This window comes from Granulicella sp. dw_53, from assembly GCF_018449545.1.
Classification (GTDB): Bacteria; Acidobacteriota; Terriglobia; order Terriglobales; family Acidobacteriaceae; genus Edaphobacter.
Genome location: NZ_JAAVUR010000001.1, coordinates 120,591 through 133,310, shown reverse-complemented (window position 1 = coordinate 133,310; position 12,720 = coordinate 120,591). Strand labels below are relative to the sequence as shown.

16 protein-coding genes are annotated in these 12,720 nt (G+C 55.7%); 2 read left to right on the top strand and 14 right to left on the bottom strand.

The genetic code is table 11. The annotated features are described in order from the left end of the window. Positions 1-171: 171 nt before the first annotated feature. The 14 genes from HB393_RS00585 to HB393_RS00520 form a co-directional block, all read right to left on the bottom strand. Entirely contained in the window at positions 172-1,086 is a 915-nt protein-coding gene (locus HB393_RS00585; RefSeq protein WP_213803204.1) for a type IV secretion system protein, read from the bottom strand. A gap of 20 nt (positions 1,087-1,106) precedes the next feature. Further along, a complete protein-coding gene (locus HB393_RS00580; protein ID WP_213803203.1) occupies positions 1,107-1,355 on the bottom strand; it encodes a hypothetical protein in 249 nt (82 codons plus the stop codon). A 12-nt stretch (positions 1,356-1,367) separates the two neighbouring features. Next, positions 1,368-2,150 (bottom strand): hypothetical protein, encoded by a 783-nt coding sequence (locus tag HB393_RS00575; protein ID WP_213803202.1) that lies wholly within the window; start codon positions 2,148-2,150, stop codon positions 1,368-1,370. Positions 2,151-2,174: 24 nt separating this feature from the next. Continuing rightward, a complete protein-coding gene (locus HB393_RS00570) occupies positions 2,175-2,375 on the bottom strand; it encodes a hypothetical protein (RefSeq protein ID WP_213803201.1) in 201 nt (66 codons plus the stop codon). Between the two features lie 7 nt (positions 2,376-2,382). Further along, positions 2,383-2,619: a hypothetical protein gene (locus tag HB393_RS00565; RefSeq protein ID WP_213803200.1), complete on the bottom strand. Its 237-nt coding sequence runs from the start codon at positions 2,617-2,619 to the stop codon at positions 2,383-2,385. Between the two features lie 16 nt (positions 2,620-2,635). Next, positions 2,636-3,910 carry a TrbI/VirB10 family protein gene (locus HB393_RS00560; protein ID WP_213803199.1) on the bottom strand — a complete coding sequence of 425 codons (1,275 nt, stop codon included), beginning with the start codon at positions 3,908-3,910 and terminating at the stop codon, positions 2,636-2,638. 2 nt (positions 3,911-3,912) lie between these two features. Beyond that, complete coding sequence (locus HB393_RS00555) at positions 3,913-4,746, bottom strand: TrbG/VirB9 family P-type conjugative transfer protein (protein WP_213803198.1); 834 nt, start codon at positions 4,744-4,746, stop codon at positions 3,913-3,915. A 23-nt stretch (positions 4,747-4,769) separates the two neighbouring features. Next, the gene (locus tag HB393_RS00550; protein WP_213803197.1) at positions 4,770-7,139 is read right to left on the bottom strand and encodes a type VI secretion protein; all 2,370 of its coding nucleotides are present in this window, start codon (positions 7,137-7,139) and stop codon (positions 4,770-4,772) included. Further along, on the bottom strand, positions 7,120-7,383 hold the full coding sequence (locus tag HB393_RS00545) for a VirB3 family type IV secretion system protein (RefSeq protein ID WP_213803196.1): 264 nt from the start codon (positions 7,381-7,383) through the stop codon (positions 7,120-7,122). The genes HB393_RS00550 and HB393_RS00545 overlap by 20 nt, the downstream gene beginning before the upstream one ends. 15 nt (positions 7,384-7,398) lie before the next feature. Beyond that, complete coding sequence (locus HB393_RS00540; RefSeq protein ID WP_255550697.1) at positions 7,399-7,767, bottom strand: hypothetical protein; 369 nt, start codon at positions 7,765-7,767, stop codon at positions 7,399-7,401. Between the two features lie 191 nt (positions 7,768-7,958). Next, positions 7,959-8,570, bottom strand: a complete 612-nt coding sequence (locus HB393_RS00535; protein WP_213803194.1) for an RES family NAD+ phosphorylase — start codon at positions 8,568-8,570, stop codon at positions 7,959-7,961. A 12-nt stretch (positions 8,571-8,582) separates the two neighbouring features. Beyond that, positions 8,583-8,957 carry a hypothetical protein gene (locus tag HB393_RS00530; RefSeq protein WP_213803193.1) on the bottom strand — a complete coding sequence of 125 codons (375 nt, stop codon included), beginning with the start codon at positions 8,955-8,957 and terminating at the stop codon, positions 8,583-8,585. A 334-nt stretch (positions 8,958-9,291) separates the two neighbouring features. After that, positions 9,292-10,536: a site-specific integrase gene (locus tag HB393_RS00525; RefSeq protein ID WP_213803192.1), complete on the bottom strand. Its 1,245-nt coding sequence runs from the start codon at positions 10,534-10,536 to the stop codon at positions 9,292-9,294. 105 nt (positions 10,537-10,641) lie between these two features. Next, positions 10,642-10,869: a helix-turn-helix domain-containing protein gene (locus tag HB393_RS00520; protein WP_213803191.1), complete on the bottom strand. Its 228-nt coding sequence runs from the start codon at positions 10,867-10,869 to the stop codon at positions 10,642-10,644. A gap of 256 nt (positions 10,870-11,125) precedes the next feature. Here HB393_RS00520 and HB393_RS00515 point away from each other — a divergent pair, with 256 nt between their 5' ends. Next, positions 11,126-12,061: a LysR family transcriptional regulator gene (locus HB393_RS00515; RefSeq protein ID WP_213803190.1), complete on the top strand. Its 936-nt coding sequence runs from the start codon at positions 11,126-11,128 to the stop codon at positions 12,059-12,061. 308 nt (positions 12,062-12,369) lie between these two features. Continuing rightward, positions 12,370-12,714: a PadR family transcriptional regulator gene (locus HB393_RS00510; protein ID WP_213803189.1), complete on the top strand. Its 345-nt coding sequence runs from the start codon at positions 12,370-12,372 to the stop codon at positions 12,712-12,714. The last annotated feature ends 6 nt before the right edge of the window (positions 12,715-12,720 follow it).

Below are 12,720 nucleotides of genomic sequence, written 5' to 3'. Positions count from 1 at the left end.
GATTGTTGCTCCTTTCCGAAACTGCTTTCAAGACAACGGCTGCATAGATTAGCCCGGCGATCAGTACGCCCAGAAAGAACAGCGCCACAAGCGGCTTCCATACCCGCCGTACCGCTCTCGATCTTCCGAGCGCACTTCCTGCTCCTAGTGCAACGAGAAAGTTCCACATAGTTATGCCCCTCCGCTCTTCAATGCAGCTAGGCTTCCAACAACTCCCGGAGCTGCCGAAGTCAATCCCGCAGCGCCGCCAAAGATGGCTTGCGTCATGCTAGGAATGAACAACATATTGATTACAAAAGCGACGAAGACCATCAAGCAAGGAATTAAATTCGCGATCCACATATCCATCGAATAGTTGCCATTGAACGTTTGCTGAAGGAATCCGTTCATGAATCCAGCCCACACATAAATGAAGGCGGCGGCCACCGCGCGAATCATAGCGAAGCTGATGAGCACATCGAGGAACTGAAAGAACTTGGCTTTGAAGGTCTGTGTCATCAGCAGCGGGATGAAGACGGGCCCGAAGAGTGCTGTAACTCCATAGAGGATAAAGGCGCTGCAGTTGATGACGAACAGGATGGCGGATGCTAGGCCCAGCATAATTTGCACCAGCACATAACAGAGGATCTGTACAGGCGCGGTAAAGGACGGCATTGCGGTTCCATCACCGGCTGTCTTCAAGAGTTGCAAGAGCTGGTCAAGCGAGTGCTGATCGAAGGCGGCGACCATTGCCTGGGCGATGTACGAAAAGAAGTGATTGATACCGAAGCTCGCACCGGGGAATGGATTTACCCAGTAGTTCTCTAATAGGCAGCAGACGATGAGCTTGAGCAGGAAACTTGTAAGGTCGCCGGCGCGAACTGGCTGGGTGTGAAAGCGCAGCGTCATACCGCTGGTATTCCAGTTGATGACCATGCTGATGAGCGTAAATAGTGCTATAGCGCTCAACTCCGTCAATCCGAGCTGCGTCAGCGCGCCGCCGTTCTGCGTCGTAAGGTTCGTCAGGTTGTTGGTGAACTGATACAGCCAGTCCATACCCGAGCTTGCGGACGGCAGTGCTTGTGCGAGAACAATGGCGACGCTCATGTAGGTCTCTCCCAAACGGTTTATGGAAGGTAGCTCTTCCAGGTCTTGCTTTCATTGCCAGCAGCGGAGTTGTGCTTCTTCTTGTCTCCCTCGACCTTCTTACGGAACGCCGCGTCTTCCTTCTTGCGCTGCTCGGCGTCGCGTTGCTGCTGTTCAAGAATGGCCGCGGCCTTTGCGGCCTCGTGGCGTTGATAAAGTGCGGCGCTGGCGATGGTAGCCAGCACCGCAAGAATGGCAATCAGCAACTTCGTGTTGAGCAGTTTCAGCATGGAATCGTCCTGTTAGGGCAAGTAGGTCTGCCATGTGTTGCTTTCGTTCGCGGCACTCACGTCGTTGGTCGCGTGTTGCTGTTGAACGAAAACGGCTGTGTTGAGGTCAGTCGCGGCGGCGTTGCGACGCTCCATGTTTGTCACGGCCATCTGAGAAGCGAGGCAAGCCTGCATCGCGCCCTGATTCTGCATCTCGGACATCTTCTGCGCCTCAGCCGCGTTGAGCAGGTTGAGTTGCTGCACCTCACTGTTGGTCGTGCTACTACCGTCAAGCTGGCTAGCCGTGAGGCTGGTGTTGGCGGCTGTGTTTTGTGTCCGAGCGGCGCGATAAGCACCTACCGCAGTGATGCAGTCGGGCGAGATGGAGTCGGACATCTCGATCATTGCGAGTTGGGACATCTGAGGGCTGCCGAGAGACTGTCCTTGGAAGTAGGTCGTCACGTTGGTGCTAACCGGGGTTGTGGCAGTCTTCCATGCCGTGCTGGAAGCTGTTGCCGAATTGGTGTTGAACGCAATCGTCATCCCGTTCGTTTCACCAAACATATTGGCGACATTCACGTTCTTCAGAGCGGTCAACGTTGTTTGCCACTGCTGCTTCAGCGAGAAGTGCTCGACGTTGTTTTTAAGCATGTTGTACTGCGACTCGATTGTGGTGAGTTGAGACACCAGACTGGCATAGCTGGTGGGATCAAAGACGATATCGCCGATTCCGAACAGAGCGAAGCTCGGAGTCGCTGTAAGCAGCAACGCAGCGCTCGCGATGATCCATTTGCGATTCTTGCGATTCACTTTCATGGTTCCTCCTGCGGTTGGGTTGAACTACATGCACTGAGGGCAGGTCGGGTCCAACCTGTCCAAGGGAAACGGAAGATGAACGCTACGCTGGATGGCTTCGGTGGACTGGAGGTAAACCCATACCAACGCATCGCGCCCGGTGGAGGTGGCGACCAGGGCAACTGCAAGCACAACGGCAACTACCGTTCCAAGAGTTTCGGTACGAGAGATGGTATGGATGCGCATGATGACTTCAGTCCTCCTCGTCGGCAAGTTGCCGGGCGACCTGGGGGATCAGGGCAACCCACTCGGGTCCGCTGCGCTCGATAGCTTCCGCAATGGAATAGTCCATCTCTGCGAGCCAATCCGCACGATTAAGAACGAGCGCAACCGCTACTCGCTCGCCGGTGGACTGCACGGTCCATGCCCCATGCCCACCGCGCTTTGCGTCACGAGCCTTATGCAGAAGGTGTTGATGGCGATCATTCATTACCGGGGCTCCTTCGCTAGAGTGTGGGATCGACGCGATGTTCCGCGTAGGACGGGATGAGGATGTCGCGTCCGATATACACGCGGGCGCGCGAGCCTTCTTTGAGCGTGATGACCGGAAGCCGATTCAGGAAATGGTTGAGCACCTGTTCGCCTTCTGCGGAGGTCTGTTCGGAGATGCCATTCCGAATCTGCGTAGAGGGATCAAGCACTGTCCCGCTGTTGCCGATCTGGGCAAGGCCGCCAAGGCCGCCGATGGCGGCGGCGGCCCCAAACGCCAGCAGGTAGCCGTGGTCAACCTTGGTGGCGAGGCCGGTGGTGCCGATCTGGTCGAGACCGAGATATTTGTCGAAGTCGAGAGAAAAGCCATCCGGGCACACGGCACGATGAAAGGTAACAAACATCTTCCGCTGCTGGGCATTGCCAACGCTCTGCACGGTGCCGATGAGCCGTGTCCCCTGAGGCATCAACAACTGTTGATGGTCGTGGGAGTAATAGTCCGTCGTCAGCATCACGAGGATGGGCCCAGAAAGTCCACCGTCGATGTGGTTGGTGACGACACCCTCCAGAACATTGCCTTCAAAGATCCGATAGAGGCGTCCTTGGTATTCATCGAAGGGATACTGCCCCATCGGATTGGCCTTGCCTGCCTGCAAAGATGCCGCATCAACGGAGGCTGGCTTGCCAGAGGTATCTTCGCCTTTAGTCATTTCGGTAGCAGTCTGCTTCTCCGACTGCACAACGGTGGGCGAGGCTGAAGTGCCCGCGTGCGAAAAATCAATCGCCACCGTATCGCTATTGAGTGCGTCCTGCTGCTGTTTCTCGATCGCGAGACGTTTCTGTTTCGCCTCCGCCTGGGCCTCGGAGACATTCGAGGTATGTTGGGGAGCATTTGGGCTGTCACCATAGATGGCCGAACGCTGCGCGGCTGTCATCTGCGGCGTAGCCGTCGACTCTGGACCCGGCACGCTCTGTTCTTGCTGGAGTTGCTGCATGGCGGCAGCGAGCGCTTGTTGCCGCTGGCGCTCCTCGGCGTCTTGCTGCGCTTGCATCCGTTGCTGTGTCTCGAAACTCGATACCTGTTCGGCATTCGGCGTCGTCGGATTCATCGTGAGAGAACTGGCGGGAGCTGCCTTCTTGCTGCCGCTCAAGAGGCTGGAGATATTCGCAATGCCGATCAAGGCGACGATGACTACGAGAGCGATCACGACCGGCATACCTTTGCGCAGAGGCGGTTTCGATTCAGGCTGCTCCGGCACGGTGGAAAGAATTGGTTCGTTCGACTCCGGCATGGTTACCTCCCCTCTGTCGCGCGATGGAAGTCCAAACGCTGCTTGCCGATGGCGAGATAGCCGTCGTCAACCTCCTTCGGCACTGTGTAGAGGCCATTGGAGAAGTCGAAGTTGATGAGAGATGGCTTTTTGTCTTTCACCTCATAGAGCGCAGGCGTCTCCTGGAATTGGCCGCGCAGGTAGGTGAACTTGTCGTCATGCCAGATTTGCTGCAGGCCAAGTTGTTTGGCTTTCTTCTCATCCCAGACGTAATCGAAGTGAAGCGAGCCGGGATACTGGCTCCGGTAGGTCTCCTCTTTGCTCTGTTCGGCTTTTAGGATGGTCGCCTGTGCAGCCTGGGCGGCAGCGGCATCCTGTCTGGCCTTGTCGAGGTCTGCGGCCGGCACAAAGACGGGCAACTGTACCAGCTTGTCCTTGGCCGCCTTGTCGCCGGGCTCGATGAGCACTTTCGAGTCGTAATGCGTATCGTCGTCTGCGGAAACCTCTCGTAACTGCAGGGTGTATTCATTGCCGTGGTCCGACACAATATGAATATCCGTCGATCCGTTGGCCGTCTTCGGCTTCACGCTGATAAAGCGCGATGCAACGTGCCCGCCATCGAAGACCCAATCCACCGTGTCCCCGGCGAAGACGTTGGCTACCTTCTCTTCGGCTGGAAGGACAATCAACGTGGATTGGAGAAGTCCCGCGCGGACCACGGGCGGGGTCTGTGACTCCGACACCGTTACCGTTCGGGGAGCATTAGGCTGGAGCGGATGCCCTGGCCCCGCCGCGTTCAGAGATGCGGAGGCCAGCGCAAGGTGGAGGGCAACGGCGATGGGGATCGGTGGCTTCATGGGTTTGTCCTCTTTTGAAATTGCTATTCCGTCTCACCCTGGGCAAAACGCGTAATGCCCTCGGTAAGTCCGTACTTGGCGATAAGGCGGGAGCGGCGCACCCGATCCTTAGGTTTGGTGGAGAACGTCGCATAGCTGCGGCGGTCAAGATTCAGGCGGACAACCTTGGTGAGTCCGTCGCGACGCATATATAGTGCCTCGCGGTCCTGCAAGCTCTCGAAGAGAGTGAGTTGCTGTTCGTTCATCTTGAACAGTTCGGCGTAGCGTCTCCGGTTGAACGTCGCATCACGCAGGAAGAGGAACGATGTGCAGGAATTCACGATGGAATCCGCGTTCGCCCCAAGGTCTTCCGCAGACTGACCAATCATCGTGACGCCACCAAGGTTCTTCCGAACGGTTTTAATGGAGGCGAGCGCTGCCTCAAGTAGTTGCCGGTTCTTCATCGAAGAGAAGATCTCTTCGATCAGGATGTGCTTCGGGACGCCGAGATTGACCGGGTTGAAGAGCACATCGTTGATGCGCCGGAGAATCCATACCATCAGGGGCTCAATCAGGTCGGCATACTGAGCGTTGTTGACTCCTTGGAAATCGAAGCACTGGAGACGCGAAAGCGAAAGACTGTCCTCTGCGTTGTCAAAGATCGCGCTGTAGATGCCTCGACCAACCCACTTTGATAGATATCTATCGAGCTTCTTCGGCAGATATAAGTTGGAAAGACGCCGGTTCGCAGGATCAAGCAGGTACATATCCTGCACAGCCTTGTGGATCACGTCGTCGTCTTCCGGTTCTAGTTCCGCTCCACCGTTTGTAAGCAGCAGCTTGATGAAGCTGTAGAGGAACTGGATGTTGCTTGCGGTGGGCTCCAGCGCGAACGGATTCACGCGCGGGCCGTCTTTCCCGATGCGGTCTACACGACCACCGTAGAGCTCCACGACACTTTCATACGATCCGCCGATATCGAAGATGTAGGTAAAGCCGCCGTACTTCTGCTCGTGGGCAATCGCCATGTTGCCATGTACTGATTTGCCCGACCCCGTAGGGCCGAGGATGAGCATGACGCGCACGCCGTCCACATACACATCCTGAAAGAACGGTGTGCCAGTCCTTGTCTCGAAGACGTTCAGATATTCGCTGTCCAAGTCTTCTGAATGGGGATGACCCAGGCTCGGCGCGAAGATGGACGAGAGGCGAGCATGGTGATCTTCTCCCAGCCACATCGGGAAGACATTGAACTTCCCGTTGCCGGGAAACATGGCGTAGAACGCGGAGAGATTGCCGAGCGTCTCTTCCATGATCTGTGCGCGCGCTTCGACAAAGACCCGATGCACAGTGGGAGCGATACTGTGTAGTTCGGCAACACTCTTGGCTGCTACAAGCAGGCGAAGTGAATATTCACCCTGGGCTTTCTTATCGAGCGCGCGAATCACTTCACTGAGGTCATCAACTGCGACGTTTGCAGCTTTCGCGCCAGCGCCGGTATCGAGCGAAGCCGTGTCCTTGCCGGCCATCACGCGTGAGAGCACACCGACCTTGAAGAAGCTGATGAACTTTTCCTGCTGGTCGATCTCATGGCGGGCGGTGGAGGTGGATTTGGGTCGCCAGGTAGAGCAGAGGATACTATCGCAATCGAGCTTGAGAAGATCGGCGAAGAGGCACGGACGCGATGCTTCTGGCGTCGTCTTCAACGAATACATCTGCACGAAACGTCTACCGATGCGGAGGTGGTCGCTCTCCCAGGCGACAGGGGCCTGTACGATTTGGCGATCCACGCCTGAGTCGATACGAAGCTGTCCCCATTCTGCCCAGTCTTGTAGGTTGAAGAGATAGCTGAAGAATTGGAACGCACCCTGCTTGTCGAGCAGGCGCAGTCCGATTGAACTCCCAAGATTTCCGGCGAGCAGCGCCGCCGTCTTCTCCAACTCTGCGAGCATCCGCGACGTGGCGGCGGTATTCTCCTGCGGGTTACGCTCGAAGGCTTTCGCCTTTGACGGCTCCAGCGTGAGGCACCAATGCAGGTCTATCCTGCGAAACGCTGCTGACCCTTCAAGAAAGCTAAGACGATCCTCAACAAACACCTTCGTTACAGGGTTTGGGCATTGTGAATCGCGCGGTAACTCGAATCCAGACCGGACGCGCGTGTATTGCGTAAGGCAGGCTCCTTCCGGCAGTCCGCGCAATGCACCTTCGATCATGCGGAGTTGCGATTCCAACTCCTGGTCGGTCAACCCTTCCTCGTCCAGACCGGAGAGCTGAAAGAGGCATCCGTATCCGCCGCCTTTCAGAGCGAAGATATGGTCGCTCACGAAGCGGGCAATCGGAACGATGCTGCACGCCGCACCTGCCTTAGCGAACCACGGAACGGATTTTGCCTGCTCAGTATTTGCGTGGGTCATAGTAGCTCTTCTGGCTCAGGCTCAGGCCCCAGAGTTGGAACATCTTTGGGTGTTTGCGGATGATGAGCCACGCGCCAATCGCCAACGTGGGAAAGGCCATCATCGCCAATAGGCGAAACCCAACGAGGAAAACCGCAATGCAGACGAATATGATCGCCATCCATGCTGTGAGGTCGAGGCCAAGTTTGGCTCTCGGACGATTCAGCGCTTGATTGATTGCCTGCGGTTCTCCTCGCCGAGTCATAGCCGATGTCACCTCCTACATCGACTGCCCGGTAAGAGAGCCGATCCAGCCAGCTCCCCAGCCGAGAACCCCGGCGCCAAAAAGCGCACCGAAGAGTCCGGGAATAGCGTCCTGAAACCGTCCGGACATCATGCGGATGCCGGCGAAGATCAGGCCACCAAGACAAATGACGGCACCGGCGTACATGGCAAAAGTTTTGAACGTGCCCATGAGCGTCTGCGCTCCTGAGAAGTCCATCGTGCCTTGAGCGTGAGCAGCGGTTGTGAGGGATAGCACGAGAAGCGTTGGTGCCAGCACTCGCGCGGCATGGATGACACGTTGTTTGGAAAAGCGTTCAGCCCACCGATTGGCGAGCCGCGAGTCGAACTTGAGTTTGATCTGCATTTGGCACCTCATTTCAACCGGGAATCGGTTGCGATATGCGCCAACGTAGGCTGGTTCGTTGCGCCCCGTCCAATAAATGCGGAGAGGTCTCTTATTCAGAGGGAGAATAAGTCTCGAATGTCAGAGGCATTCGGATCGCGGAGCGAAACAGGATTTGAAGGGGAAAGCTCGTGTTCTTGGTGCAGCAGTGGTCACTTCTTAGGACGGGGAATCATGCCCTGAACCAGAGCCTCAAGTCTGCCGCTGTCATCCAAGATCGACACTGTTTCATTGACGAGTAGCGAGTCCGGGAACACGTCGAGGCAGAAGCCCGTTTCGTTTGCAGCACTGGGAACTTTCAACGCGGAAATATGGCCGGTAAAAGAGCAAGCAGCCCCGAGTCTTTGTGTCGGCGTTTCCTGACCACGAGCGTTTGCTATGAAGCGGGACGGCGTGAAGCTGACGAGCTCTTCACGGGTCGTTCCAAGCTCTCGATAGAAAGTGTCGACGGTAAGGTCGAGGACGCGCGCGAGTTCGCAGCGGAGGGTGAGAACCAGGTCGGGGTTCCTCGGAGCGCCGTGCAACCGCCCGTCTGCTGTCGCAAACAGGGCTTGGACCTCCAATAAGGCCGTCATCTGGCTGTCAGCGCAATAGAGAACAGGAAAACTATTAGGAACGTTGTAGCGGCCTCCCGTGCGGATGGAGCCGATTGCCGACAGTGGAGTATCGCGCCACCGCTCCGCAATCGTCCGGTATACGAAGCCCGAGAACGGGGCAACCGGAGCGTTTTCGAGAGCGCGAAGAAGTCGGTCAGTGGAGTGCAAATCAGAAACTCGCTATACGGGCTGTCTCGCGCTCATCGCTTCGACGAGGCTTTCGAGGGGCTTGAGATCGCCCTTCTCAATGAACTCGACAGGAGCTTGGTTCTCAAGTTGTCTGTTCGGTGCATTGAGGAAGATGCGGGCGCTCTTCTTGTTACCGGCGTAGAGTTCCACGATGGCCACCCAAATCCGGTACACACGGCGCAGCTCTGGCTGCAGGCTGCTTGCGTCGGGATGCTTGCGAACACTCGGAGCTTTCTTTCCGATGGCCTCAGCAATCGTTGAGACGGGCAGTTGAATCTCGCCTGCAATCCGTGCGGCATCAAGCCGTCCGGACTGTGGATTGAAGAGGGCGGGATCGGCGCTTACGAAGGTAGGGGTCGCCAGCATTTTTGGTCACCTCTACATGAATGATAAAGTCTTCTATTAGTATCGTCAAGGTATTGTTCGAGTATCGTGCCGTGGGGTCGGAATTTAACGGGTCTCCCGTTTCAACCCCAAACCAACCCCGCGTAAGAATTCACTCAACGTATTTTCAATAACTTACGACTCTGTTACACTACCGATCAGGCCGTGCAACTCGTTGAAACTACGTTTCTACCGCCACTCATAACCCAAAGGTCGTAGGTTCAAATCCTACCCCCGCAACCAAAGAATCAACCACTTAGAGGAATCGGGTACAAACGACCGACTCCCAATATCTCCCAATAAGAAAATTCATGGTTTAGGCGCTCGCTTTCAGCACCATCTCCACAACCTTCCCATTCGCTTCTCTTTTCGATGACGACATGGCTTGTCCATAGACATTCATCGTCGTCTGGATCGAGGCATGACGCATCAATTCCTGTTGCACCTTCATCGGCGCTCCGGTCTCGTCCAGCCACGAACGATAGGTATGGCGGAACGTATGCCAACCAATCGAGCTGTACTTCCCGGCTGCGGCTCGGCGCTCCTTGTGGATAGGTAAGCGACCGCCGTTTGGTGTCGGACGATCTTGCCGACACCAAACGCCCGTACCAACACCACACTTCGGGCACTCCACCAGACACCATCCGGCAGGCCGGAGGTGACGCCTCTGAATCTCCGTCGGGAAATAAGGCTGCTCGGTGATGGGATTTGCAAAGAGCCAGCCCTCCTTCGTCGGGACAGCCTCCTTACTCCACTCCAAGATCACCTCAGTCAACGACGGGTGCAACGGAACATAATCCTGGGAGTATTCGGTTTTGACATCATCCACGTTTCCGTTCACGATGCTGCGCTGAACGAGAAGCTGATTCTTCTCAAAATCGAAGTCATCCCACTGAAGCGCCGCGATCTCGCTCACGCGAAGACCGAGGCATTGGGCGATATAGGCCATCGTGCGATACGGCTCTTTCAGTAGCGCTATGATGGCTTTGAACTGGTCCACAGTGACGATCGCTGGACGCTGACGGCGCTTGCTGCCGTCTTTTATGCGAACCAACGCAATCGGGTTTCTCTTGTCGGTGAACAACTCCCAACGTGTAGCGCACTCATACATCAAGTGCATCACGCTTCGGATATGGGTCTTCGACTTCGGAGCCATAGGGAGTTTCTTCAGCCAATCCTCAACTGCCATCGGACGGATGCGGTCGAGCAAGTAGTCGCCCCAACGCGGCTTCAGGTGGTTCTTGATATTCGACTGATACGACTTCGAGGTCGAGTACCGTTCCGGCATCTCTTCCTTGAGGTAGCGGTCGCAGATCGCGCCGAACGTCACCACTGCCAAACGCTGCTGTGGAGTTTCAGAGTTGAGTTTTAGGAGAAGAGCTTCGACTGCTTTCTGCGCCTGAGCTTTGGTTGGATACTGTGCGACGTTGCCGACGATGCAAGACTTTCGTCTGCGCTCTCCGTGCTCCGTCGGTTCGTAAAACCGAAACTCCCAGGTGTCTGGCCCCTTCGCCCGCTTCTTTCTGGTTAAATTTCCAAATTGATAACATGCACGTTCCATCAAGGTTCCTTTTCTTGATTTCCCGGCACGGATAGCTGTAATCAGCGTACCGCTATCGCTCGGGAAAATCACCAAAAACCGAAGGAATGCTTTGCTTTTCAACCGTCAACTTGCAATGTCTCGGTCGATCCACGCGGTCAAAGAGGACGCTCTAAAACGCCAGAGCTTGCCCACATGCACCGCAGCAATTTCGCCACGATGAACGAGTCTCTGGAGCGTCCTCGGATGAACCTTGAGGATCGCGGCGGCCTGATAGCTGTCCAGCAATGGTTCGCGGTCGATCCGCCCGTTCGGGCCGCCTACGCTTGCTGGGGGTTTCTTCTCGTCGGACATGAGGACTCCTTTTGCGACCGCACCTTGCTTTCTCATTCACAAGCGAGGGTCGCGCGTACCGTCGGAATCGTCCAATGAAATTTTGGGCGGTCGTTATGCCTGTGGGGCATGACGGCTGGCCGGGAGGCACAAAAGGCATAGTGTCAGGAGTGGGTTTTGAGAGGTAAAATGCTTCTCACAGTCGGGGACTTGATCGCACCCGATTCTGAATTGTTTGCCGTCCTTCCAAGAATTCCCCGGTCTCTGGAGGATACGCATGGTCTTACCAGATATAAGCCTGCTTCAAGCGGCGATTGTACTTGCGGAAGAGCTGCACTTCGGACGAGCGGCAGACAGGTTGAACATGAGCCAACCCACGCTCAGTAAGCAGATTTTTCGTCTGGAACGGTCTGTCGGGCTGCGTCTCTTTGAGCACCAACATCAGGCAGCTGAACTGACTCCGGCCGGTGAGGTGTTCCTCGCGGAAGCCCGCGAGGTCGTCTTCCACGCCGAGCGCGCCATCCTTTCTGCCAGGGCTGTAATCGACGGCTCTACCGAGATCCTGAATGTGGGTAAGTCCTCTTATATGGACCCCTTCCTTGTCTCGATTCTTCAGTCGATCCAGCTTCCATTATTTCCGGCTATGAAGATCAAGCTGTGGAGCAACTATTCAAACGTATTGGCTCAACAAGTCATCGCAGGAACGCTGGACGTGGCGCTCATCACCGGCGTACCGCAGAAGAGCAAGCTGAGCACTCTGGAGATAGCGACAAATCCTTATTACGTCGCGATGCAAACCGGCGATGAACTAGCCGCGTACCAAGAGGTGCGATTGCAACAGATGGAGCGCCGCCTCTGGATGCTTCTTGGTCCCCATATCAACGCGTATCTATACGACCAAATCCAGACGGTGGCTGCCGACAAGGAGGTATATCCCACCGACATCTATCACTTCACCAGCCCGGAAGAGGCGTCTGGATTAGTGCGCGAGCATCATGGCCTGACTCTGCTTCCGCGAGCCGCAGCTTGGCGCATCGCACGAGATGGCATCACGATTCGTCCTCTCGCGGAAGATCGGCTTCGCCTCGTCACGAGTCTCGCTGTTCGAGCAGATAGCAAGTCGCGACTTCTTAACGAATTTGTGAAGGCCGCTGGCAGGAAGCTGAGTGAGGTCGCGCAACGGAGACAGAGCAGACTGCCTCTGACCGGATGATCTACTCCGATTTGCCGGGGTCTTTCTCAAGTGTATCGACTGCACGTATCTCGATATTGAGAGGGCCTTCTACGCCACATTTTCGGCAAGGATATATGCCCGTTGTCTGTGCTCCATCCTCAAATTCTTCTCTGCGGAATGCGATTCCGCAATGAACGCATACATGAACATGCACAAAGGGGTCGTGGGGTTTACCAAGGTCTATGGACACTGTTTCAGTTCTCTCTTTGCTCTGCGTAATAGGGAGATTGGGTTGAGTTCGCGGCCTCTTGACTATTTTACTCTATGCGTGTAGAAAATAGGGGTATATGGCGAAATCTCCACAACAACGTGATCTGTTTCCTGGCGCACTGGAGATGATGATTCTCCAGTCAGTTCGTTATCAGCCCATGCACGGATATGCGCTCGTGCAGCACATCAAAGAACGCTCCAATGAGTTGTTACAGGTAGAAGAGGGTTCCCTTTATCCCGCTTTGCAACGAATGCTCAAAGAAGAGTTTCTGAAAGCGGAGTGGAAGATTTCTGACACCAATCGCAAGATCCGGCTCTACAAAATCACCCCAGCAGGGATCAAGCATCTGGAGCACGAAGTCTTTCGTTTCGAGCGAATGCTGGAAGGCATTTCTCTGGTTCTCGCCCCGGCTAAGTCATAGGAGCAC

What these genes read in the sequence shown, in the direction of transcription:
- HB393_RS00585 (WP_213803204.1), bottom strand. Translation starts at nt 1,086, where the DNA reads ATGAGCGTCGCCATTGTTCTCGCACAAGCACTGCCGTCCGCAAGCTCG.
- HB393_RS00580 (WP_213803203.1), bottom strand. Translation starts at nt 1,355, where the DNA reads ATGCTGAAACTGCTCAACACGAAGTTGCTGATTGCCATTCTTGCGGTG.
- HB393_RS00575 (WP_213803202.1), bottom strand. Translation starts at nt 2,150, where the DNA reads ATGAAAGTGAATCGCAAGAATCGCAAATGGATCATCGCGAGCGCTGCG.
- HB393_RS00570 (WP_213803201.1), bottom strand. Translation starts at nt 2,375, where the DNA reads ATGCGCATCCATACCATCTCTCGTACCGAAACTCTTGGAACGGTAGTT.
- HB393_RS00565 (WP_213803200.1), bottom strand. Translation starts at nt 2,619, where the DNA reads ATGAATGATCGCCATCAACACCTTCTGCATAAGGCTCGTGACGCAAAG.
- HB393_RS00560 (WP_213803199.1), bottom strand. Translation starts at nt 3,910, where the DNA reads ATGCCGGAGTCGAACGAACCAATTCTTTCCACCGTGCCGGAGCAGCCT.
- HB393_RS00555 (WP_213803198.1), bottom strand. Translation starts at nt 4,746, where the DNA reads ATGAAGCCACCGATCCCCATCGCCGTTGCCCTCCACCTTGCGCTGGCC.
- HB393_RS00550 (WP_213803197.1), bottom strand. Translation starts at nt 7,139, where the DNA reads ATGACCCACGCAAATACTGAGCAGGCAAAATCCGTTCCGTGGTTCGCT.
- HB393_RS00545 (WP_213803196.1), bottom strand. Translation starts at nt 7,383, where the DNA reads ATGACTCGGCGAGGAGAACCGCAGGCAATCAATCAAGCGCTGAATCGT.
- HB393_RS00540 (WP_255550697.1), bottom strand. Translation starts at nt 7,767, where the DNA reads ATGCAGATCAAACTCAAGTTCGACTCGCGGCTCGCCAATCGGTGGGCT.
- HB393_RS00530 (WP_213803193.1), bottom strand. Translation starts at nt 8,957, where the DNA reads ATGCTGGCGACCCCTACCTTCGTAAGCGCCGATCCCGCCCTCTTCAAT.
- HB393_RS00525 (WP_213803192.1), bottom strand. Translation starts at nt 10,536, where the DNA reads ATGGAACGTGCATGTTATCAATTTGGAAATTTAACCAGAAAGAAGCGG.
- HB393_RS00520 (WP_213803191.1), bottom strand. Translation starts at nt 10,869, where the DNA reads ATGTCCGACGAGAAGAAACCCCCAGCAAGCGTAGGCGGCCCGAACGGG.
- HB393_RS00515 (WP_213803190.1), top strand. Translation starts at nt 11,126, where the DNA reads ATGGTCTTACCAGATATAAGCCTGCTTCAAGCGGCGATTGTACTTGCG.
- HB393_RS00510 (WP_213803189.1), top strand. Translation starts at nt 12,370, where the DNA reads ATGGCGAAATCTCCACAACAACGTGATCTGTTTCCTGGCGCACTGGAG.